The sequence below is a fragment of the Neolewinella agarilytica genome, from assembly GCF_900110645.1.
In the GTDB taxonomy this organism is placed as follows: Bacteria; Bacteroidota; Bacteroidia; order Chitinophagales; family Saprospiraceae; genus Neolewinella; species Neolewinella agarilytica.
In genome coordinates this window covers 177,522-199,745 of the sequence record NZ_FOFB01000010.1, presented here as the reverse complement: position 1 = coordinate 199,745, position 22,224 = coordinate 177,522, and the positions used below count along the sequence as shown (strand labels likewise).

The window sequence follows — 22,224 nt, the reverse complement described above, 5'->3', positions numbered from 1 at the left end:
GTATTTTTTTCTGCCGGCTACAATCTATAATTCTACCAGCTACCTCTCTACAGTCTGTAATTCTACCGTATCTTACCCCGAGAGAACCACTCAGAACATGAATGACTTTTTTGACCTCATCGGTACCTTTTTCGCACAACTGGCGAATGAAGAGAAAATATTGCTAGGTATACTGGCCCTGCTTTTATTTGCCTTTGGGGTGATTGTTGGTTGGATTGTGCAAGGAACTAAAACGCGGCGATACAAAAAAGAGCTGCTGCTCTTGCGCAAAGACCGGGATGAATATGAGGTGCGTTACCGCGCCGCGGATACCAAGCAAAAGGCCATGGCCAAAGAACTGGAAGCCATCAGCCGGGAGAAGGTTGATGCATTGGACCGGATTCAGGCATTAACAACCGAGGTAGGGCAGCGGGATGCTTCTCTGACGGAGCTGCAACAGCGCAACGAAGAGCTGGTAACAACGAATCAGAGTTACGCCACGACGATCGAATCCCTTAATGATCAGGTAATCGGGCTGAAAACACAGAATGAGCAGTTAATTGCGGGCGGAACAACGGGAAACACGGGAGAAGGACAGGATGTGCCGGAGGGTGAGGGAACTTCAAGAGGCGTGGCGGGGCCCGCAGGTGCAGGGGGGAGTTCTTCCGGCAGCAATGAATCGTTGAATGCTTATATCTCCGTCACGGAGTCTCGCTTTCAGACGCTGGAGAACCGGCTGCTGGCCTTAGCGGAGGAGAACGCCGCGCTGCGCGGCGCGGCGGCAACGACGTCCACGGCCACTCCAGGCTTTAGTTACCAGCCGCATCAGCCGGTTATTAACCAGGACCAGCCAACCGCCGCTCAGGCAGAGCCGCTCGTCATTCGGGCGGATACTACCGAGCCAGGCGTCCGTACCGGACTTAAGGGAGATACGGAAGTCATCGTGCAAACGACCCCTTCGGTACACATACCGGTTATGTCGGGCATAAGTGAAGACCATCACGATGATCTCACCCGCATCAAAGATATTGGTCCGTTTCTGCAGCAGAAGCTGAACGAAGCAGACATCTACAGCTACGAGCAAATTGCTAATTGGTCCGAAGCAGACGTGATGACCTACACCGAGCTGATCGGTTACCTTCCTGGTATTATTCAGCGAGACGATTGGATTGGCCAGGCGGCAGCCCTGGCCGCTGAGCCCGACCATGCGCCTGAAGCTTCCCCTGCACCCGCGGAAGCGCCCGCCCCGGAACCTGTTGAAAAACCGGCTAAAGAAGTTGCGGACGATAACCTGCGGATAGTAGAAGGCATTGGTCCTAAAATCGAGTCTGTTCTCAAAGCCGCCGGAGTTGACAGCTTGCATACGCTCGCGGCAACGCCCGCCGAACAACTACGGGAGATGCTCGATGCTGCGGGCTCTCGTTATAAATCTCATGACCCTCGCTCCTGGCCCGTCCAGGCAGGCCTGGCCGCCGACGGGAAGCTGGCGGAACTCAAAGCCTGGCAGCAAGAGCTTAAAGGAGGGAAATAGAGCCCTCCGGTTAACAACTGTGATACTTTTGTAATAATTTCAGGTCAACCCCTGCTTAGCCCTATTTGTCTGTAGACTACACAAACGAATTTTATTATGGCTGATCAACAATTATGGTTTGTAGAGAATATTGACCTTCAGAATATTTTTTGTCCTAAGAAAGTGGACATGGGGATGATAGAATCCAAGGACCACCTGTCTTTTGACGCGAACCAGTATGTGTATCTGCCGGAAGAGCCCGCCAAGAAAATTTTCCTGATCAACAGTGGCCGGATCAAGATCGGCACCTACGGTGCTGAGGGTAAGGAAGTCACTAAAGCTATCCTCACGCCCGGGGAAGTATTCGGAGAACTGGCGCTCGTGAATGATGGGAGCCGGCGAGACTTTGCCTACAGTCTTGAGCCTACTTCACTATGTGTTTTAGAAAAAGGAGATCTGGAGAATATGCTTCGGGAACGTAGTGAACTGCAACTCTTCTTTATGCGCCTCATCGGTAACCGGACGCTACAGCTCGAACAACGGCTGGAGAACCTGATGTTCAAAACCAGCCGCAGCCGAATTGTGGAGTTTTTGCACGAACTGGCGACCAGCCGTGGCCGCGCCGTCGGCTACGAGCGCGAGGTCCGCAACATGCTCACCCATAAAGAAATTGCCGACCTCACTGGCACCAGCCGACAGACGGTCAACGCCGTGCTCAATGATCTGCGCCGGCAAAACATCCTCACATTTGATCGGAAACGGATGCTGGTGCGGGATATGGAGAAGTTGGTGGCGGCGGCTTAGATTACAGCACCGAATACTGCAGAAAGTCCGCCTTCTCCGGGTAATCCGTTGTATAGTGCAGGCCCCGGCTTTCGTGGCGGAGGTTAGCCGCTTTGGTGACGAGGTGCCCGATCGTGATCAGATTGCGCAGCTCACAAAGTTGGGAACTGACGAGGCTGTTCTTGTAGAGGTCTTCCGTTTCGTTGGTGAGTAATTCCAGACGTTTGCGCGCGCGCTCCAGGCGCTTATTGCTGCGTACAATACCTACGTAGCTGGACATTACCTCCTTGAGTTCTTTAATACTCTGGGTGATGAGAACTTGCTCCTTCGGAGATTTTGTCGCCGTACGGTTCCAACTCGGGATGTCTTCCCGCACGACGTGCGTGTCTATGTTAGCCGCGATGGAGTGCGCAATCCGGTGACCGAACACGAGGGCTTCCAACAGGCTATTACTCGCTAGTCGGTTAGCGCCGTGCAGGCCGGTGCTGGTACACTCGCCGCAGGCGTAGAGCTGGTTGACGGAGGTTTTACCGTACTCGTCCACCTTCACGCCACCGCACATATAATGGCAGGCGGGCGTGACGGGTATCATGTCTTTGGCCGGGTTGATACCGATGCTCATACACTTCTCATGGATGGTGGGGAAGTGCTTAAGGAAGTGCTCTTCGTCGATGTGCGTACAGTCGAGGCACATGTATTCCGTTCCGCCGAGTTTCATCTCATTATCGATGGCGCGGGCAACGATGTCACGGGGAGCGAGGCTGCCTCGGGGATCGTAGTCTTGCATGAACTCGCTGCCGTCCGGCCGCTTCAGGATAGCTCCTTCTCCGCGAACGGCTTCGCTGACGAGGAAGGCCTGTGGGTCCCGGCCGGGATTGTAGAGGGCCGTAGGGTGAAACTGAACGAACTCCATGTTCTCCAGGTGGACCTTAGCCCGGTAGGCCATGGCGATACCGTCGCCGGTCGCAATCACCGGGTTGGTGGTACTGCGGTAGATCTGCCCGTTGCCACCGGCACAGAGAACGGTGGTGCGGGCGAGGATTTTGTCGATGGAGCCCGTCTTCCGGTTCAGGACGTAGGTGCCGTAGCACTCGATGCCCGAAGTGAGACGGGTAACGATGTGCCCCACATGGTGCTGTGTGAGGAGGTCGAGGGCGAAGAAATGTTCGTGAACGACGAGGTTGTCCAGCGTCGCTGCCTTCGCCGAAAGCGCGCGTTGAATCTCCCAACCGGTGAGGTCTTTGTAGTGGAGGATGCGGTTTTCGGAGTGGCCGCCTTCGCGGCCCAGGTCGTACTTCTTGAACTGGTCCGTGTCAAAGCGGGTACCCCATTCGATGATTTCCTCTACGCGGGTAGGGCCTTCTTCGACGACGATGCGGACGATGTGCTCGTCGCAGAGTCCCGCACCTGCGTCGAGGGTGTCGGCGATGTGTTTTTCGTAGTTGTCCGAGCCGTGGTCCCACACAGCGGCCACGCCGCCCTGGGCGTAGCTGGTGTTGCTCTCGCGCTCGTTCACTTTGGTGAGTACATCGATTTTCAGGTCAGGGCGCAATAACGCCAGTTTGATGCCGGTGCTGAGACCGGCGATTCCGGAGCCGATGATGAGAACGTCGGTTTGGAGCATGGTTGATTTTATTTACGGGCTAAGATATATGTTAGCGGGGGAATGGTTACACCCGTTCGTCGGAACGCTCGGAGACGCGGCCCAGCGGCTGGCGGAGGCGGTCGGACTTTTCTGGTGTGATGTACTCTGCTGTTCCGTAAACGTTTGGATAAGTATAGGAGTAAGATTCACGATGCCGTCCCAGATTCGTCCCGTCCGACCAAAATTTTTCTTTTCGGGCTGCCGCCCTATGAAAATTTATTGTTCCGACGAACGGGGACTAAATTTTCGGTACATTTCGAAATGTACTCACATGATTGTCTTTACCACTTCTATAATCAAGGTATTAACGGGCAGGCCATTTTTCGGATTGAGGAGAATTATGATTTCTTCCTCGGAAAGGTGAAAAAGCATTTGCTACCCAACGCTCATGTACTTGCTTTTTGCCTGATGTATAATCACTTCCATTTTCTACTAAGGCCGACAGAGTTTGGGGCTTCTCAGAGTAACAAGAAAGTTCCCGTACATGGTAAAAACATCGAGAATGAAATGTTGCCAATTTGTAATTTGAGCTACGGAGTCCAAATGTTGCTATCAACCTACACACGAGGATTTAACAAGGCTTACCATCGCTCTGGAAATTTATTCAGACAAGGAAGCAATATGAAACAATGTTGGGACCTCAGACCCTTGGAAGATGGAGGGCAGGGGACTATTCCCAATTCGTCTTATCCTCATACCGTGTTTAATTATTTGCACCAGAATCCAGTAAGTGCAGGAATATGTCTTGATACCGTGACTTGGGATTGGTCGTCAGCAAGAGAATATCAAGGGCCTTATGATAGAGGTATTTGTGATTTCGAAATGGCAGAATCCTTGTTAAGGGTTAGGAAATTCAGAGGATGAACGTTTATCCGAGCACCCGTTCGTCGGAACGCTCGGAGACGCCGCGCAGCGGCTGGCGGAGGCGGTCGGACGAATCTGGTGCGGACAGTATACTTAGTTCATGCAGATGCTGGCTCAAAGATTCAGTGTAGGCGGGTGCGGACTCGCCCCAGATTAGTCCGACCAAAAATTTAAATTCGGGCTATCGCCCTCAAAATTTATTGTTCCGACGAACGGGAGCTGGATTGATCCGTAACACTCCGCAGCACCTCCGCCACCTTCTCTGCCACCGCCTCCCAGCTGAAGTCCTGTAGGCGGCGCTTCCCGTTTTCGACCAGGCCGGAGGCCAGGAAGGGGGTGGTGACCAGGGAGACCATGCCCTCTGCAATGCTGTTTATGTCCTCCCCCTGCACCAGCGCTCCGGCGCCCCGTAGAATATCGTTGTCTGTATAAACTACCGGTACCTCGGCCGTCCAGGCATCCAGCACCGGGAGGGGGAAACGCGTGGAAAGGGAAGGGTAGAGAATGGCCCGGGCGGAGCTGAATATTTTTCGATACTCATGGTCAGAAAGTCGGGGGAGAAACTCGATGTCTTTCCGGTATTTAGCCTGCCTATGCGCCCTGCGTACCGCCTTGAGATGTTTACCCGTTTCTGGCTGGGCAACCAGTAGCCGAACTGGCTCCGGCACTCGCTGCCGAAAGCGATCATAGGCGGCAAATAAACGCTCCAGGTTGTCGCTTGTATGACCGATGGCCGGCGCAAAAAAGAAAGAATTTTCCTTGCCGTAGACTTCTTTGGTGATGCGGCGGGTGACTTCATCGGCAGGGTAAACAGGGGCTTCAGGAGGGCCGTAGCCTACTACCTTTATCTTGTCAGATTCAATATCGTAGAACTTCAGAATTTCTTCCTTCAGTGCTGAGTGCGATACGACAATTGATGCTGTCCCCTTTAGCGTCTCAGAGTAATATTCTCTGCTGTCAGGTGGAAGACGTTGCCACCAACGTTTCTTCTGAAAGAATTTCTTAAAATCGATATCTAAAACGCTAGTCACGCCGGGGTTGCGACCATACCGATAAAGGGGACATAAGGAGAAACAGAAATCTGGTTCACCGTCTCCAGGATTGTAAATATATTCTACGTTGCCAGTCAGCTGTTTGGGCAGACTGCTCTCACCATGAAGTATGAAAGTATGACCTTTCATGCTTTTTATAATTAAAGGAATGACGCACTGACCAAAAAGGCTTTCGGCTGGCCATTTTAAGTCCAGAGCAGTTGTCTCAATTTCAATACGCATGGTTAAAATAATGCTTATGGCTACTTATTTCTTTGACACCTCTACTCACTTTCCCCCTTTCATCCCTTCCCCCTTTAATACCTTACTACTCCCCTTAATCAGCTTCCTGAAATAATGCTTCTTCACCCCAAACTGCTTCCGTAATGCCCGGAATTCTTCCAGCGCTTTGGGCCGTTTTTTTGCCTTCACGGCGGTGATCATCACGTTCTTAGCTGTATGCTCCAGAGGGATGAATTCGAAGAGTTTTGTTTTATAGCCTTCGGCCTCGAGCAGCAGCGCACGCATGGAATCGGTGAGCATGGCGGCCTGCCGTTCGAGCAGGATACCGTGATCGAGCATGGGCTTGAGGCCGGCGGGTACCTCCATGTCCCGGCGGACCTGTTTCTGGCAGCAGGGGGCGACGACCATGATCTCGGCATCCGCCAGTAAGCCCTTGTGCAGCGCATCGTCAGTGGCCGTGTCACAGGCGTGCAGGGCGATGAGCATATCAATCCGGTCGGGGTTGTAATCGTCGATATAGCCTTCCACGAAATGCAGGCGTTGGAAATTGTTGCGGTTGGCGATATCGCGGCATTTTTCCACGAGTTTAGGCCGGAGTTCCACACCGGTTACGCTTACGTCGAGTGCCCGGGTGTTCACCAGGTGATCGTAGAGGGCAAAGGTCAGGTAGCCACTGCCGGAGCCCATGTCCACGATGCGGGCGCCGTTGGTCAGCGGGTGTTCCTTCAGCAGGGCATCGATGATCTCGACGAACTTATTGATCTGCTTAAATTTCCGTTTCCCGTCGCGCAGCACTTGCCCATGGGCGTTGGTAATACCCAGCGCTTGCAGGTAAGGCCGGTCAGCGGGGATGTCGCGGTGCTTCTCGCGGTTATGGTCGAGAACTGGCTTTTTTATTTTTAATGCGCCGGAGCGCGGGTTCAATGTTCTTCTTTGAAAGCGCGCGTTTCCCTTGCGGCTCAGGGAAAGGCTCAGCTGCTGGGTGGTGGTGAACAAATCTGCATTCCCGTAGTCTTCTCCGAGCGCGCTTTCCAGCAGGGAGATGCCCTGGCCCACCAGATGATTCTTTACTTCCTCCCGATCATCATAGCGGTGGGTGATCTGTAGCTGGGTGTTGTTCTTAATTTCCACCAGACGACCGTAGCGGTTCCGGGGCAGGTCCAACGCCTTATGGCGGGGTTTACTCAATGTAATTTTGATCAGCTCACCTGATGCAGCACTGGCTCGGGCGGTGGCCCAGAATTCTTTGAGGGAGGTAGCGGTAGTCATTGTATGGACGGTAGAGAGGTAGACGGTAAGACTGTAGTGTGAAGAACGGCAGAGTGGGGGATAAATTGGCTACTGGATTCTGCCGCAAAAATACGGCGGTAATCTGTAAGGCCTTATTATCAAAGGAAATGTAAGTGAGTTGACTGTTTGAAACAAATGTTGTTTTATTGATGGCGATCACTTATATTTGTTGTCACAACCAAAACACCCAATCATGACAGTACAAGAAATCGCTGACCGCCTGGTCGAACTTTGCCGTACGGGCCGCAACGACGAAGCCTACACGGAATTATTTGCCGAAAATGCCTCCGCCCATGAGATGCCGGGTTGGCCCGAAGCCGACACCCAGGGCCGCGCTGCCATGCTGGCTAAAAGCGCAGAATGGGCTAAAGACGTTAAGGAAGTCCACAAAATGGAAGTGACCGACCCGCTGGTCTACGCTGATTACTTCGCCATTGGGATGGGGATTGACCTGACAAAGAAGGACGGCGTGAGACGTTTCGAACAGGAAATGTGTGTCTACACCGTAAAGGATGGCAAAATCGTGAGTGAGCGATTTATTTATGCTATGCCGGGGTAGGGAAGTATGTTGGTCTTTTGGTTCTTTGGTCTTTTGGGCTGCCGCATTTGGGAGACGGAAAGGTATACCGTAGATATGGAGCTCCTTATGAAAGTGGGCAGTGCTCCAACGCCCATCCTGCCTCCAAAGCTCGGTAGCCCAAAAGACTAAAAGACCAACAAATCAAAAGACACTGTACTAGTACTTAATGTCCTTGTTCTTCACCTTCTCCACCGAAGCTTTTATTAACTTCTTTAGCACCTCCGTGTCCACATCGCTCAGGCGCTTGATGTAGAGGCAGCTTTTGCCCGTTTTGTATTTTCCGAGCCTGGCCAAAAGATCAGCTTCCCGTTCTACACCACTGATGAGGTAAATACTATGAGCCGCCTTGCGGGGGCTAAAGCCGGTGATCATCGTGTCACCTTCCCGGCCACTTTCATAGACGTAGTGGTAAGTACCGAAGCCGATAATGCTGGGTCCCCACATTTTAGGGGGCTCTCCCGTTATTTCCTGCATAGTGTCCATTAGCCATTGACCATCCGCCCGTTTCTTTTCGTCTTCGACTGCGGCCAGAAAATCTGCTGGTGCCACTGCCGTTGGTTTTGTCTTGTTTTCTTTTTTTGCCATTGCTAAGTATTTTCAATACAACAGCTTGCCCGGTCCTGGCCTGACAGCTTAATGCTAAAATTAGGCAAAGCAGCGGATATTCCGGAGCGTATGGCTTGCTTTACCAGCAAAGAAATTAGCTTGAGAGTAGGCTGCCATGTGTTAACGGCTGAACAAAAGCCTGGAAAAATTGCTATGTTTCCGTTCCTGTCCCGCCCGGATTCGGATATATGGGATTTTCAGCCTCACTAAAGACCAAATTCATACCATGAGAAGATTTCAGCAATGGGCCCTGTTGGCCATAATGCTTGCTTTGTGTACAAGTGCACTTACTGCGCAGCAAACCTACCCCTACAACGGGGTTTATGACCAACGCTCCGGTCATTTCGCCTTCACGGGGGCTACTGTACACGTTGGCCCTGACCGGATGGTGGACAATGCAACCCTCATTATCCGCAAAGGAAAAGTAGTGGAGGTAACTGCTGCTGGCAGTGTTCCTGCCGGCGCGGTAGAAGTAAAGATGGATGGTAAGCACATCTATCCCTCCTTCGTGGAGGCCTACGGGAGCTATGGGATGCCCGAGGCCAAGCGTGGAGGCGGAGGCTGGGGAGATCCTCCTCAAACGGACTCCAAGACGCCCGGTGCTTTCAGCTGGAACCAGGCCATGCGCTCAGAGACGGAAGCTGCCGCGATGTTCAAAGCGGACGCTAAGGCAGCCAAAAGCCTGCGCGACGCCGGCTTCGGTACGGTATCCACCCATCATCAGGATGGCATCAGCCGCGGCAGCGCCGCGGTTGTCAGCCTTGCCGATGGCAAGGAAAATGACCTCATTCTGAAGCGGCGCTCCGCCCACCACCTCAGCTTTAGCAAGGGGAGCAGCCGGCAGAACTACCCCAGCTCCCGGATGGGAACGATGGCTCTGCTGCGGCAGGCTTACCACGATGCAGCATGGTATAAAAAGCAAAACGGCGAAGAAACAAACCTCAGCATAGAAGCCTGGAACGACCTGCAGGCTTTGCCCCAGATCTTTGACGCCAGTGGCAACTGGCAGGACAACCTCCGCGCTGATATGATCGGCGATGAGTTCGGTAAGCAATACATCCTGCTTGGGGGCGGAGACGAATACCAGCGCCTCCAGGCGCTCAAGGAAAGTGGCGCTACCTTCATCCTGCCACTGAAGTTTCCTAAGACTTACGACGTGGCGGACCCCTTTGCTGCTGACCTGATCAACCTTGGCCAACTCCGCCACTGGGAACGGGCACCAGCGAATATGGCCGCCGTGGCTAAAGCGGGTATTCCCTTCGTGATTACCACTCACGGGCACAAAAAAATGAGTGATTTCACGGCCGCTCTGCGTAAAGCCATTAAGTCTGGTGCTGACGCAAAGGTCGCCTTTGCTGCACTCACTACCGGACCCGCTGAACTGCTTGGTATCGGAGACATGGTCGGTACCCTGGAAAAGGGTAAACTGGCCAGTTTTTTTGTAACGGACAAAGACTACTTTACCGACGAGGCGACGGTCTACCAGCACTGGGTGCAGGGAAAGCCCTACGTGCTGAAAGATCTGGATGTGGTCAGCCTCGCCGACGGTTATGAGTTGATGATCGACGGTAAATCCTTCAAGGGCGAAGTCAGTGGTAAAACCGGTAGCCAAAAGATGAAGATCATAGCCGCCGGTGACACTACGGGGGTGGAGGCTACAACTTCCACGGCGAATGGCCTGATGACGCTGCGCTTCAAGCCCGAGGATGCAGATGGTTTCTATCGCCTGGTTGGCGCGCCCACTACTGAAGGTGGCTATGCGGGCACTGGTCAGGACCCGACGGGAAAAACAATTAATTGGTCGGCCAAGGCGACCGACGGTGACGATGCTCCTGAGAAAAAGGATAAGCAGGAAAAGAAAGAAGAAGACGATAAGATGGAATTCGTCAGCCGGCTCACCTATCCCAATATCGCTTATGGCGCGGACGCGGGTGCAATGAAAGTTGGTAAATACCTGATCCGTAATGCTACTGTCTGGACGAACGAAAGCGAAGGTATTCTCGAAAACACCGACGTACTGATTGATAACGGCAAGATTGCCGCTGTTGGCAAGGGGCTCTCCGCCGGAGGGGCGACCGTGATCGACGGAGAAGGAATGCACGTTACGGCGGGCATCATCGATGAGCACAGCCACATCGCCCTGAGTAGTGTCAACGAAGGCAGCCAGGTCTCCAGTGCTGAAGTGCGGATGAACGACGTTATTGACGCCACGGACGAGAACATCTATCGTCAGCTCGCCGGCGGTGTAACCACCAGCCAGCTGTTGCACGGCTCGGCGAACCCGATCGGTGGACAGTCAGCCCTCATCAAGCTACGGTGGGGCAAAACACCGGAGGAAATGAAGTTTGCGGGAGCGGATGGCTTCATCAAGTTCGCCCTCGGTGAGAACGTGAAGCAGTCTAACTGGGGTGATCTCTACCGTAACCGCTACCCACAAACCCGGATGGGCGTGGAGCAAATTTTTGAGAGTTATTTCAGCCGTGCTAAAGAGTATGGTGAAGCGATGAAAGCCGGCAAACTGGTGCGCCGCGATCTCGACCTGGAAGCCCTGCTGGAAATTCTGAACGAAGAGCGCTTCATCACCTGCCACAGCTACCAGCAGGGAGAGATTAATATGCTGATGAAGGTGGCGGACCGCCATGGCTTCCGGGTTAACACCTTTACTCACATCCTGGAAGGCTATAAAGTGGCGGACCAGATGGCGGAGCACGGTGCGGCAGGCTCTACCTTCTCCGACTGGTGGGCGTATAAATATGAAGTGAATGAAGCCATCCCCTACAACGGTGCGATTATGCATAAGCAGGGCGTGCTGACGGGCTTCAACTCTGACGACGCCGAGATGGCCCGCCGCCTGAACCAGGAAGCGGGCAAGGCCGTCTTGTTCGGAGGCGTAAGCGAAGAGGATGCGCTGAAGTTTGTGACCCTCAACCCGGCGAAAATGCTGCACATTGACGATCGGGTAGGGAGTATCAAAGCTGGCAAAGATGCCGATGTGGTGGTTTGGAACAACCACCCGCTGAGCATTTACGCCCGCGCGGAGCACACCTTCGTGGACGGCATCGAGTACTTCAACCGGGCCAAGGATGCTGAGATGCGGAAAGCCGTACGGGAGGAGCGCAACGCCCTGATCCAAAAAAGTCTGGACGCTAAGAAGGGTGGGGCGAAAACCCAACGTCCCTCCGGCAAGAAGCGCCGGACGCTACACTGCAACTCGCTGGATCATATGCAGGAGAAGCATGCGCATTAAGCCTGTTTGTACCGCTGACTTCAGTCGGCGGATGAGATCAAATGACTAATCAACCACAAAACAATCCGCATAATGACTTGCGTAAATAATAAACAACGGAGCATTTTGACCTTGCTCTTTTTAACCTTTCTCTGCACCTGCGTCAGCGCCCAAAACCCAACGCCGGCGGCTGATCAGGATCGTCCTGTTGTGTTCCGTAAAGCCACCATCCACGTTGGTGACGGAACTGTATTGGAAGAGATGGACATTCTGTTCGACGAGGGTAAAATTGTAACGATAGAAAAAGACCTGCCCGCTCCGGCGAATGCAGACATCATGGATGCTACGGGGAAGCATATCTACCCCGGCATGATTGCCCTTAATACCCAACTTGGGCTGACCGAAATCGGTGCCGTTCGTTCTACTAATGATCAGCGGGAGACCGGCCGGATTAACCCGAACGCCCGTGCTTTAATTGCCTTCAACACGGACAGTCAGGTGATACCCACCGTACGTTCCCGGGGCGTTTTGCTGGCCCAGATTACGCCGGTTGGCGGCATGGTCAGCGGCCGTAGCAGTATGGTACAGCTCGATGGCTGGAACTTCGAAGATGCCGTAGTGGGTGAAGACGATGGTGTGCACATCAACTGGCCCCGGCGAAACTCCTGGAGCTGGCAAACGCGTACGATCAGTGAAAATAAGGAATACCCTAAACAAGTCGCAGGGCTGGAAAACTTCATGAAAGAAGCCGCCGCATACTGTGGAGCCGGCCGCACGGGCGAACGGTTGTTGAAGCTGGAAGCGATGTGCGAAGCCATCGCCGGCTCCAAGAATGTTTACCTGCATATGCATGGTCCGCGGGAAATGATGCACGCCGTACAGCTGGTGAAAAAAATGGGCGGAAAGCCGGTGATCGTTGGCGGCCACGAGTCTCACCTGATCGCTGATTTTCTGAAGCGGGAAAAGGTGCCCGTCATTCTGATGAGTACGCAGTCCTTGCCCGATTCTCAGGACGAAGGCGTTGACGGACCCTACGCCAAGCCGGCCTTGCTGGCTGAAGCCGGGGTGGAGTTTGCCATCAGTCACGGAGGGTACTGGGAGCAGCGTAACCTGCCCTTCGTGGCCGGGCAGGCCGTTGGCTTTGGGCTTGATTACGAGCAGGCCATTAAAGCTGTTACCCTGACGCCGGCAAGAATTGCGGGCATTGATAAAATGTACGGTAGCCTGGAAGAAGGGAAATCAGCTACCCTGATCGTTACCGCAGGCGATGTGCTGGATATGCGCACCAACAATATAGAGCTTGCTTTCATTGATGGCCGGAAGATCGATCTGGATAACAAGCAGGCGGAACTGAGCCGGAAGTTTATGGAGAAGTACCGGAGGGGGAAGTAGTCTTGTGGTTCGGTAGTCTGGTAGGCTGCCGCAAAAGGTAGATGTTACAGGCGTTACAGGAGCGATAATCTCGCTTTTGTAACGCCTTTGTTTTCAGGGGTGTCTCCAATATCTACCCCATGCAGCAGCCTGTAAGACCGCTGGAGGATAAGACTATCGAAAAGCCGCAACCGCAGGTGCAATGCGAAGTATTTGGAGCAATGTTTAGGGGCATTGTCGCAACTAAGCCATCACTCATGACCTCTTAACGGTATAAGGACAAACCCCACTGCCTATGTCCAGTTACCGAGAAAGCCTTCGAAATCTGTTCCGAAAGAACCCTTACAAGTTCCTGCTGGCTACCGCCTGGCGGTATGCAGAAGGCATGCGCGGGCGTTATCTGCTCATCTACCTGATGTTTACCGGGGTGAATCTGCTAGTATCGCTTCCTCCTCTGATTTTCGGTTTTTACATCAACTTTTTGCAGCAGGGTGAAGGAGATCCCCTGCGTGGAACCCTGATCTACGTAGCGATTTACATCGGCATTAACCTGGGCCTGTGGATGCTTCAATGGCCAGCGCGGCTAATGGAACGTCGGATGGCTTTTGATATCAGCCAGAAGCTGTTGATGGAGAGCTACGATAAGATCATCCACCTGCCCCTGGCCTGGCACCGGGAGCACCACAGTGGAGACACCATCAACCGTGCCCGGAAGGCCTACGAGGCGCTCAAGAATTTCTTTGATAACGGATTCGCCTATTTTCAGACGATCGCGCGGATGGTGTTTGCCATCGGGGCCATTGTCTGGTTTAGCCCCGTGTTTGGCCTGATTGCGCTGGTATTCGGAGTAATCATTCTGCTGACGGTACTTGGCTTTGATGAGCCGATCATCAAGGCCAATAAGGAGACTAACGACCGGGAGAACGAGCTGATGGCGGGCCTGTCCGATAACCTGGGGAACATCATCACCGTAACAACTCTGCGCCTGGGTAAGCGGACGGCGCAAGCCATCCGTAAACGCATCGGTAATGTGTGGCCACCCTTCCTGAAAAACACGAAAGTGAACGAAGCGAAATGGTTCTCCGTCTCGACGCTGGTGAGCCTGATGTACGCGGTTTTGGTAACCAGCTACGTTTGGAGTAACCGGGTGCCCGGTGAGGTATTCCTTGTGGGCGGACTGGTGACACTCATCGGTTATATCAACCAGTTCTCCGGCAGCCTGAGTAACCTGACGGCGCAGTACAACCAGATCATCCGGTTCCGGTCGGACCTGGCGGCCATTGAGCCCATTGACGAGGCACATGAGTTAGCGGCGCGGCCATCGGCCGCGGGGCCGATCCGACGCGACTGGACGGAGCTCACCGTCAGTAATCTCAACTTCCGCTACGCGGAGGATGGAGCCGGCATCCATGATCTGAGCCTGAACCTTGACCGGGGCCGGCGGGTCGCCCTCATCGGGCCCAGCGGAAGTGGTAAAACGACGACGCTGTACACGCTGCGGGGCTTATATCCACCGGAGGAGATTACACTGCACTTTAACGAAACCCAGCACCTGCGGCCTCGCCTGAGCTTGCCGAAGGACTCCGGCGCCCAGCTCTTTTCCCAAACGACCCTCATTCCCCAAAGCCCGGAAATATTTGAAGAAACCCTGCGCAACAACCTGACCATGGGCCTTGACCGCAGTGGCGAAGAACTCGAACGCGCCATCCACCTTTCTGTTCTCGAAGACGTGATCGAACAGGCAGACGATGGCCTGAACACCTTCCTCAGTGAAGGTGGTGCCAACCTGAGTGGTGGCCAACGCCAACGCCTGAGCATCGCCCGCGGCATCCTGGCGGCGGACACCTCCACGCTACTTCTGCTTGACGAACCGACGAGCAGCCTCGACCCCAATACGGAGATCATGGTCTATGAGCGCCTCTTCGCCGCCTTCCCCGACAAAACAATCGTCTCCACCCTCCACCGGCTGCACCTGCTGCGGTATTTCGACCATATCTACTACATGGAGAATGGTCGCATCCAGGCGGAGGGCACGCTGGAGGAACTGCTGGAGCGGAGTCAGGCGTTTAAGGCGATGTATCTGGAACAAGTGGGCGTGTAGCCGCGACTTTAGTCGCGTGCTAGCAAGCGAGCGCAACCTAGTCTCTTTTTGAGATGGCGTAGCTCAGGCCTAGGAGGGTCCAGCTGGGGTAATCAGGTACTTCGAACCTTTCTCCCCGTCGCATTGTGTAAGTGTGATATACTTTGGTTTCAAAAAAAGCTTGTTCTACGAATAAAGCCAATTTATTAGTTATTGAAAAAGCTAATTTTCCACTTAGAGTGAGATAAAAATTTTCAACGTTAGCAAGATCAATTCCATTCATTGGCGTATTGTCAATTTTTTCTTTACCTGAAACGAAAATGAAGGAACTGTTGAAACTAAACCTCATTTTTTTCCAATCTTGGCCTAATCCAAGGGTAAGTGCGAATTCATCAAGCTTTATTCTTTCGAAATTTGTAGTCCGATCTGTGTGGGTTTTACGGTAGTTTATAGAAGCAAGAATATATCCTTTGGAGGAGGGACTATTACGAACTTTTAGGCTTGACCCTAAAAAGTATCCCCAACGTTTAGAATATACAATTGAACCTCTAATAAACCCATCCCAATCCATCAGTGTAGCTCCTGACTGGACGTCTATACTCTTTACGCTGAACTGCGCACCACCCGTGAAAGAAAGGGAAAGTAGGAGGGAAAGGATCAGGAGTTTCATGTAGTAAAAATAGGGCTCAGGCTATTCTCTTTTTGAGATGGCGTAGCTCAGGCCTAGGAGGGTCCAGTTTGGGTAGCGAGGTACTTCGAAGCGCTCGCCTCTTTGAACCCAATAGTTGGTGTATATCTTTGTATTCAGAAGGGCTTGTTCTGTAACTATTGATAACCTTGGAGTTAGGTTAAAACCAATTTTTCCACTAAGTGAAGCATAAAAATTTTCAACACTATTTATGTCGCTTCCCTGGTTAGGAAAATTACTGATTTTCATTTTTTGAATAATAAAAATGGCTGACCCATTTAAGCTAAAATAGATCTTCTTCCAAGAAGAGCCTATGCCAATACTTGCAGCTATTTCATCTAGCTTGAATCGCTCGAAATTAGTCGTTCGGTCCGTATGAGTTTGGCGATATTTTAGAGCAATATTTAGAAAGCCGCGTTGTGCTTGATTGGGTTTTATTCGAAGAGTAATGCCACCAAAATACCCAGAACGCCTAGTGTAACTTCCAGGGATTCTTCTGTACAATCCATCCCAATCCATCAGTGTAGCCCCTGCTTGGAGGTTAATATTTTCAATACTGAGCTGCGCTTGACAAGTGAAAGACAGGCTGAGAAGTATTATGAGAACTAAAAATTTCATACGGGTAAATTGTAGTCTTAGTTCTTGATGATTGTGGTACTAACGGCCTGTTCTGTACCTGGAATTTTTGCAGAGAGATAATAGGTTTTTGGCTGAAGGGGAGTCACGGCTATTTCTCCTCTACCCGTTGACTTTTGAGTAGAAAGGACATTCCCATTGAAATCATAAAGAAAGACATCAACTTCGTTGTCCCTCGCGTACTCTTTCCCATCTTCATAGATGACGTAGCGGAGTAAATCAGTAACGGGATTGGTAATAGACTTGATGGTGAATTCTTTACAGCCCTGTACCCAATGAAAGCCTTCTTGCTGGGTGCGGCCGCATCGATTGGTGAGGGTCAGAATGTACCGGAAGCCATAAGAAGCGGTTGAGCTTAAATCGTCCGGATGTACCGCCAGCCAATTATCTCCCTGAGTAATATCGAGCGGAACGTTCTTGTCGGTGGGAAAAACCTGCCAATCGTAGGTTCCAATATCGGCAGGGTAGTCACCATATAGCACAAGCCCGCTGCATCCACGGTTTTCTGTTGTGAAGTTTTCCACGGTTGGGTTACCCACCCGTACGGTTCCTGCTACCCGGTAATCCATACAGCTTAGTCCGTTTTGGGTGGTCGCCTGGATGTCGAAAGAGTTCAAATCGTCATCTATCGACCATAAGCGGAGTGGGTTTTGGTTTAGACTTGAACGGGGTACAACACCTTCTTCTGAAAATGACCATTGAATGGGGCCTTGAATGACATCATCAAAGGTCATGGAATAATTGAAATCACCAAGGTTTTCTCCGGGGCAGAGTAATTCCGGTCCGTTGATGAGAGCATTGTCTGTTTTGTGTTCGAAACGGACCCAGTCGACTTCGAAGAATTCGTCTTCTTCAAAAACTTCATCTGCTCTGTTAAGGCCTGTAGAAATCACCAAGTCCATGAAAAAGGATCTCCACCGATTCCAGGTGACAATTTCCCAGACGTTATCCAATGGAACTCCGCTCGGGATTCTATCACAAGTCAGTGGAAATCGCTTGCACCCTTCCTCGTCAAAAGTCCAGTATCTGTGAAAAGTGAATACTTCTTCATTGTCGTATCTGATTATCATCTCGTACGGGGTCCATTCAAGTTGGTATTCTATAAATTTTCCACTATATTTTCCTTTGTCTTCAATTTTTTTCTGGTAGAACATGTGTTCGCCACTCTCTCCGGCATTAGGGCTTCTGTTTTGTAAATCGTAATGCTGTCCGACATTGCCGTCATCAACGGCCCATTGGTGAAAACTGGCCTTCATCACGTCGCAACTATTACCTAGGGACGAGTTATTGTTAAGGCATTGTTCGTAAAGGTCCACTTCTCCGGCCCAGCCGAAGAACCATACTGCACTTACGAAACTTTCATCAAGATGAACTTGAGGAGCTTTAGCCCTAATGGTGTATCTGCCCTTCGAAAGGCAGCCTCCTCGTAAATTTTGAGTTTCCCATTTTCTATTAGTATTAGTTGTTATAGTCCCAGTTCCGTTTCTAAAAGACCGCTCAACCTCAGAGCTGTCTGGCTGAATAAAAGTAACGGTGTTGTTCCCGGTGTTGTTGGTCCCAATACGAAGTCGTAGTAGGTCATCTTCAACGCTTACAAATTCGGGCAGTGCTAAGCTTTTGGCGTCCTCTTCATTAAGCGTGAGATTAAAAGGAGGGATGTCTCGATATCCGGTAATCCAATTATTGGTGTCAAGCTCCGTTCCTGCGAAGCCATCGAAGAAGGTGGTCACGTAAGGGCGTTCATCACACTCCATATCGAGCTGTTCTATTTTTAGGAAACTCCACTTCATTTGCCAGTCATCACTTGGCGAAGGGTCACTTAATCTGGTGTAGTGAATTTCTTTGCCATCCACTAATCCATCGTATTTATCTTCCTCAATAGGAACCGTGAATTCATGTGTCTGGCTTAGGGAACCGCAGTCAGTATGGTCGCTGTACACAAAGTTAGAGGAGGTGCTTTGCGCATCAATTGTCATTGAAAAAAATGAAAAAAGAATGGCAAGAAAACCTATTTTTGGTAGTTGGTAGTTGGTAGTTGGTAGGTGGTAACATAATGCGTGTTTTAGTACATTGCAATGATAATTAAAAGTTGGCTATTGGTGTGTGTTTATTCTGATTTTATTGTTCGAATAGATTAAAATATGGGTTGGGTGGCGAGTGGTCGTTTTTTATTTGGAGGTTGTTGCGCAAAGCAAAATACCTCGTCAACAGATAGGAGGAATATAGGTAGGCGGACTCTCCTGCTGACCCCAGCCCTGAAAGGGCGTCTGCTAGTAGCGATGGCTGACCAAGTCGGCGAAGCCGACGAGGGAACCCATCGCTCCAGGGGCATCGCCCCATGAGATATCTGGTGATACACACGATTCTCCCGCCGCAACCCCAATCCCCCAAACATTACCGACCTTTGCGCCGTCCTAAACGAAAAGGGCGCTTCAAGCTTATGAATATCGTCATTGCCGGAGCCGGAGACGTTGGCTTCCACCTTGCAGAACTATTGGTAACGGAAAACCAGAACATTACCCTGATCGACAACGATCAGGAGGTGCTGGATTATGCCGGTAGCCATCTGGACGTTATGACCATCCGCGGAGATGCCACCAGCATTGCCACCCTGGAGCAAGCCCGGGTAGGCGACTCTAATCTGATGCTGGCCGTGACCACTTCGGAGAAGACGAATATGATGGCCGCCATTATCGCCAAAAAATTGGGCAGTCGCCGCGTTATTGCCCGGGTCGACAATGAGGAGTACATGGAGCCGGAGCATGAGGAAACGATCTGCTCTTTGGGGATTGATCAGATCATCAGTCCGCGGCAGCTGGCCGCGATGGAGATTGAGCGCTTGATCAAGCAATGTTCCTTCACGGATATCTTTGAGTTTGAGGAGGGGAAGCTTTCGCTCCTTGGCATTACGCTGGAGGACGGGAGCCCTCTGGTAGGAGTTCGCCTGGCGGATATCAAACACCTGCGCTCTACGGTGGGTCTGCACCCCATTGCCATTTTGCGCGGGCACAAAACGATCATCCCCCGTGGATTCACACAGCTAAAGACCAACGACCATATTTACTTCATCACCAAGCCGGAAAAACAACATCTGGTGCAGGAGTTCGTGGGTAAAAAACAGCGAACCGTAAAGAACATCATGATTCTGGGCGGGACGAATCTGGCCATTTCCACCGCTAAGCGACTACAGGATAACTACAACATTACCATCGTAGAGAAGAAGAAAACGCGTTGCCAGGAAATCAATCAGCAGCTCAATAATGTCCTCGTCATTAAGGGAGACTACACTAATATTGACCTGTTGCAGGAAGAAGGGTTGGACAGCATGGACGCCTTCATATCTCTGACGGATAACAGCGAGACGAACATCATCAGCTGTCTGACTGCCCGTAACCATGGTGTCTATAAAACCATTGCTCAGGTGGAAAACAAAGAGTATATCCACATCAGCCAGAACATTGGCGTGGATACGCTGATTAACAAAAAACTGCTGGCAGCTAACAGTATTTTCCGTTTTGTGCGGAAGGGTAATATTGAGGCCATCACGAGCCTGCACGGCGTGGATGCGGAAGTCATTGAATACGTGATTACCAAGTCGAATCAAATGACCAAAAAGCAGCTCAAGGATCTCCATTTTCCGGATACTGCCCTCATTGGTGGTGTCATTCGCGGGGAGCAGACTCTGATTCCCAACGGAGAAACACAACTGCAACTCAACGATAAAGTCATCGTTTTTGCCCTGCCACAAGCGATTAAACGACTGGAGGAACTCTTTAGGTAGACTGATAGACGGTAGTTTTGTAGTCGGTAGACTATAGATCGCCTACAATACTACCGTCTACAATACTACCGACTACCGACTACCGATTACAACACTACCAACTAAAAATGATCAACTACCGTCCCATCGCCCGTGTCGTCAGCATCCTGCTTTGCATTGTGGGGGTGATGATGTGGACGGGGCTACCGTTCAGCTTATACTTCGGGGAAGATTCAAGGCCGTTGTTACTGGCGGGGCTTACATCCATTGCAATGGGCGGAGGTTTGTTTTTGGTGAAGAGCCCGAAAGGAATTCCGATTCGCAAGCGGGAAGGCTACCTGATTGTTGCCCTGAGCTGGGTGGCCATGACGCTATCGGGCATGTTGCCTTATCTGTACAGCGGGATGATTCCATCGGTGCCGGAGGCGATTTTCGAGACGGTCTCCGGTATGACGACAACGGGCGCTTCGGTATTAACGGATATTGAGGCGCAGCCCCGCGGGCTGCTCTACTGGCGTAGTCTCACTCAGTGGATCGGTGGGATGGGCATCATCGTCCTGACGGTAGCCGTTTTCCCCCTCCTCGGTATTGGTGGAATTGAGCTTTTTGCGGCCGAAGCACCGGGGCCGACGTCGGACAAGCTCCATCCCCGCATCAGTGAAACGGCCAAACGGCTGTGGTTCATTTACGTCGGGTTGACGGGCTTACTGACCGTCCTGTTGATGCTTTTTGGCATGAGTCCTTACGAATCCATTAATCATGCTCTGACGACCATGGCAACCGGTGGCTTCAGCACCCGCAACGCCAGCGCGGCGGCCTTTGGCCCGGCGATTCAATACTTGCTTATCCTGTTTATGTTCTTTGCCGGGGTGAACTATACTGTCTTATACCTGAGTCTGAAGCGCCGCTGGGCGGAAGTCTGGAAGAGTGACGAACTGAAGGCCTACATCGGTCTGGTGGTATTGCTGACCCTTATCGTGACGGCAAAGGTTTACTACGCTACGGGCGGAGCTGACTTTGAGCAAGCCTTTCGCGATAGCCTCTTCCAGATCGTGAGTTTGATCACGACGACGGGCTTCGTCTCGGCGGACTATACCAGTTGGTCTACCAGCCTGACGCTGATATTTTTCGTGTTGCTTTTTCTGGGGGCTTGTGCGGGCTCTACGTCTGGTGGGATTAAACTGATCCGCCACCTCGTTTTTTTCAAAAACAGTTACCTGGAGTTTAAACGAATTATTCACCCTTCGGCTATCGTGCCGCTGCGGGTAAATCGGGACGTTGTACCGGGGAAGATTATCACCCACGTGTTTAATTTCCTGCTGCTTTACCTGCTGTTGTTCGTTCTGGGTTCGGTCATTCTGGCAATGATGGGCCTTGACTTTATGACTTCCATCGGGGCCATGGCTACTTGCATTGGAAACGTTGGGCCAGGCATCGGGAGCGTTGGGCCAGTGGATAATTTCGCCTGGCTGCCCGCGCACATCAAATTGTTCCTCTCCTTCGTGATGATCGTCGGGAGATTGGAAATATTTACGGTGCTGGTGCTGTTTACGCCTTATTTCTGGCGGCTGAATTAGGGCGCGGACGCAGGTGCAAGGTGACGTTAAAGAGCAGTGTAATCATCCCCGGATGAGGACCTCCGGTCCGAAATACCCGAGCGCTTGCGCGAGTGTAACGTTAGCAGAGCTACATTCATGCACGCCGCGAGCGGCTGAGCTTTCGGAGCGGAGCTCCTCATCCGTGGACTGTCGGTGTCCTATTGCCATTCAAACGACCTGCGATCTTCCCCGGTTGAGGACCTCCGGTCCGAAATACCTGAGCGCTTGCGCGAGTGTAACGCTGGCAGAGTTACATTCATGCACGCCGCGAGCGGCTGAGCTTTCGGAGCGGAGCTCCTCATCCGTGGACTGTCGGTATCCTATTGCCATTCAA

The 22,224-nt window shown here is 51.9% G+C and carries 15 protein-coding genes; 8 read left to right on the top strand and 7 right to left on the bottom strand.

The features are described 5' to 3' along the window. The first annotated feature begins 97 nt into the window (after nt 1-97). The gene (locus BM123_RS10910; protein ID WP_090168211.1) at nt 98-1,510 is read left to right on the top strand and encodes a hypothetical protein; all 1,413 of its coding nucleotides are present in this window, start codon (nt 98-100) and stop codon (nt 1,508-1,510) included. A gap of 96 nt (nt 1,511-1,606) precedes the next feature. Further along, nucleotides 1,607-2,293 carry a Crp/Fnr family transcriptional regulator gene (locus tag BM123_RS10905; protein ID WP_090168208.1) on the top strand — a complete coding sequence of 229 codons (687 nt, stop codon included), beginning with the start codon at nt 1,607-1,609 and terminating at the stop codon, nt 2,291-2,293. 1 nt (nt 2,294) lies between these two features. On the opposite strand, the gene nadB is transcribed toward BM123_RS10905, so the two are convergent. The 3 genes from nadB to BM123_RS10885 form a co-directional block, all read right to left on the bottom strand. Next, complete coding sequence (nadB, locus tag BM123_RS10900) at nt 2,295-3,896, bottom strand: L-aspartate oxidase (protein ID WP_090168206.1); 1,602 nt, start codon at nt 3,894-3,896, stop codon at nt 2,295-2,297. A gap of 1,082 nt (nt 3,897-4,978) precedes the next feature. After that, nucleotides 4,979-5,962: a glycosyltransferase gene (locus tag BM123_RS10890; protein ID WP_175489329.1), complete on the bottom strand. Its 984-nt coding sequence runs from the start codon at nt 5,960-5,962 to the stop codon at nt 4,979-4,981. A gap of 138 nt (nt 5,963-6,100) precedes the next feature. Beyond that, nucleotides 6,101-7,324, bottom strand: coding sequence for a class I SAM-dependent methyltransferase (locus tag BM123_RS10885; RefSeq protein WP_090168201.1), 1,224 nt, complete (start codon nt 7,322-7,324; stop codon nt 6,101-6,103). A gap of 214 nt (nt 7,325-7,538) precedes the next feature. Here BM123_RS10885 and BM123_RS10880 point away from each other — a divergent pair, with 214 nt between their 5' ends. Continuing rightward, entirely contained in the window at nt 7,539-7,904 is a 366-nt protein-coding gene (locus tag BM123_RS10880; RefSeq protein WP_090168199.1) for a SnoaL-like domain-containing protein, read from the top strand. A 177-nt stretch (nt 7,905-8,081) separates the two neighbouring features. On the opposite strand, the gene BM123_RS10875 is transcribed toward BM123_RS10880, so the two are convergent. Then, entirely contained in the window at nt 8,082-8,510 is a 429-nt protein-coding gene (locus BM123_RS10875; protein ID WP_090168196.1) for a DUF1801 domain-containing protein, read from the bottom strand. Nucleotides 8,511-8,757: 247 nt separating this feature from the next. On the opposite strand from BM123_RS10875, the gene BM123_RS10870 reads away from it, so the two are divergent. From BM123_RS10870 to BM123_RS10860, 3 genes are all read left to right on the top strand, one after another. After that, a complete protein-coding gene (locus tag BM123_RS10870; RefSeq protein ID WP_175489328.1) occupies nt 8,758-11,778 on the top strand; it encodes an amidohydrolase family protein in 3,021 nt (1,006 codons plus the stop codon). Nucleotides 11,779-11,883: 105 nt separating this feature from the next. Continuing rightward, nucleotides 11,884-13,149 carry an amidohydrolase family protein gene (locus BM123_RS10865; protein ID WP_245748508.1) on the top strand — a complete coding sequence of 422 codons (1,266 nt, stop codon included), beginning with the start codon at nt 11,884-11,886 and terminating at the stop codon, nt 13,147-13,149. Between the two features lie 274 nt (nt 13,150-13,423). After that, the gene (locus BM123_RS10860; RefSeq protein WP_090168192.1) at nt 13,424-15,229 is read left to right on the top strand and encodes an ABC transporter ATP-binding protein; all 1,806 of its coding nucleotides are present in this window, start codon (nt 13,424-13,426) and stop codon (nt 15,227-15,229) included. Nucleotides 15,230-15,266: 37 nt separating this feature from the next. Here the strand turns inward: BM123_RS10860 and BM123_RS10855 are convergent, their stop codons facing one another. Genes BM123_RS10855 through BM123_RS10845 form a run of 3 tightly spaced genes read right to left on the bottom strand, consistent with a single transcriptional unit; the run spans nt 15,267 to nt 18,508 of the window. Next, on the bottom strand, nt 15,267-15,878 hold the full coding sequence (locus BM123_RS10855; protein WP_090168190.1) for a hypothetical protein: 612 nt from the start codon (nt 15,876-15,878) through the stop codon (nt 15,267-15,269). A 21-nt stretch (nt 15,879-15,899) separates the two neighbouring features. Continuing rightward, complete coding sequence (locus BM123_RS10850; RefSeq protein ID WP_090168188.1) at nt 15,900-16,514, bottom strand: hypothetical protein; 615 nt, start codon at nt 16,512-16,514, stop codon at nt 15,900-15,902. Between the two features lie 17 nt (nt 16,515-16,531). Next, nucleotides 16,532-18,508 (bottom strand): T9SS type A sorting domain-containing protein, encoded by a 1,977-nt coding sequence (locus BM123_RS10845; RefSeq protein WP_139211844.1) that lies wholly within the window; start codon nt 18,506-18,508, stop codon nt 16,532-16,534. Between the two features lie 464 nt (nt 18,509-18,972). Between BM123_RS10845 and trkA the strand changes: the two genes are divergently transcribed. Together trkA and BM123_RS10835 are read left to right on the top strand one after the other, a co-directional pair. Further along, nucleotides 18,973-20,313: a Trk system potassium transporter TrkA gene (gene trkA / locus BM123_RS10840; protein ID WP_090168185.1), complete on the top strand. Its 1,341-nt coding sequence runs from the start codon at nt 18,973-18,975 to the stop codon at nt 20,311-20,313. Nucleotides 20,314-20,420: 107 nt separating this feature from the next. Continuing rightward, entirely contained in the window at nt 20,421-21,869 is a 1,449-nt protein-coding gene (locus BM123_RS10835) for a TrkH family potassium uptake protein (protein ID WP_090168183.1), read from the top strand. The last annotated feature ends 355 nt before the right edge of the window (nt 21,870-22,224 follow it).

Excerpts from the sequence above, each read along its gene's own strand:
- BM123_RS10910 (WP_090168211.1), top strand. The coding sequence starts at position 98 with ATGAATGACTTTTTTGACCTCATCGGTACCTTTTTCGCACAACTGGCG.
- BM123_RS10905 (WP_090168208.1), top strand. The coding sequence starts at position 1,607 with ATGGCTGATCAACAATTATGGTTTGTAGAGAATATTGACCTTCAGAAT.
- nadB (WP_090168206.1), bottom strand. The coding sequence starts at position 3,896 with ATGCTCCAAACCGACGTTCTCATCATCGGCTCCGGAATCGCCGGTCTC.
- BM123_RS10890 (WP_175489329.1), bottom strand. The coding sequence starts at position 5,962 with ATGAAAGGTCATACTTTCATACTTCATGGTGAGAGCAGTCTGCCCAAA.
- BM123_RS10885 (WP_090168201.1), bottom strand. The coding sequence starts at position 7,324 with ATGACTACCGCTACCTCCCTCAAAGAATTCTGGGCCACCGCCCGAGCC.
- BM123_RS10880 (WP_090168199.1), top strand. The coding sequence starts at position 7,539 with ATGACAGTACAAGAAATCGCTGACCGCCTGGTCGAACTTTGCCGTACG.
- BM123_RS10875 (WP_090168196.1), bottom strand. The coding sequence starts at position 8,510 with ATGGCAAAAAAAGAAAACAAGACAAAACCAACGGCAGTGGCACCAGCA.
- BM123_RS10870 (WP_175489328.1), top strand. The coding sequence starts at position 8,758 with ATGAGAAGATTTCAGCAATGGGCCCTGTTGGCCATAATGCTTGCTTTG.
- BM123_RS10860 (WP_090168192.1), top strand. The coding sequence starts at position 13,424 with ATGTCCAGTTACCGAGAAAGCCTTCGAAATCTGTTCCGAAAGAACCCT.
- BM123_RS10855 (WP_090168190.1), bottom strand. The coding sequence starts at position 15,878 with ATGAAACTCCTGATCCTTTCCCTCCTACTTTCCCTTTCTTTCACGGGT.
- BM123_RS10850 (WP_090168188.1), bottom strand. The coding sequence starts at position 16,514 with ATGAAATTTTTAGTTCTCATAATACTTCTCAGCCTGTCTTTCACTTGT.
- BM123_RS10845 (WP_139211844.1), bottom strand. The coding sequence starts at position 18,508 with ATGACAATTGATGCGCAAAGCACCTCCTCTAACTTTGTGTACAGCGAC.
- trkA (WP_090168185.1), top strand. The coding sequence starts at position 18,973 with ATGAATATCGTCATTGCCGGAGCCGGAGACGTTGGCTTCCACCTTGCA.
- BM123_RS10835 (WP_090168183.1), top strand. The coding sequence starts at position 20,421 with ATGATCAACTACCGTCCCATCGCCCGTGTCGTCAGCATCCTGCTTTGC.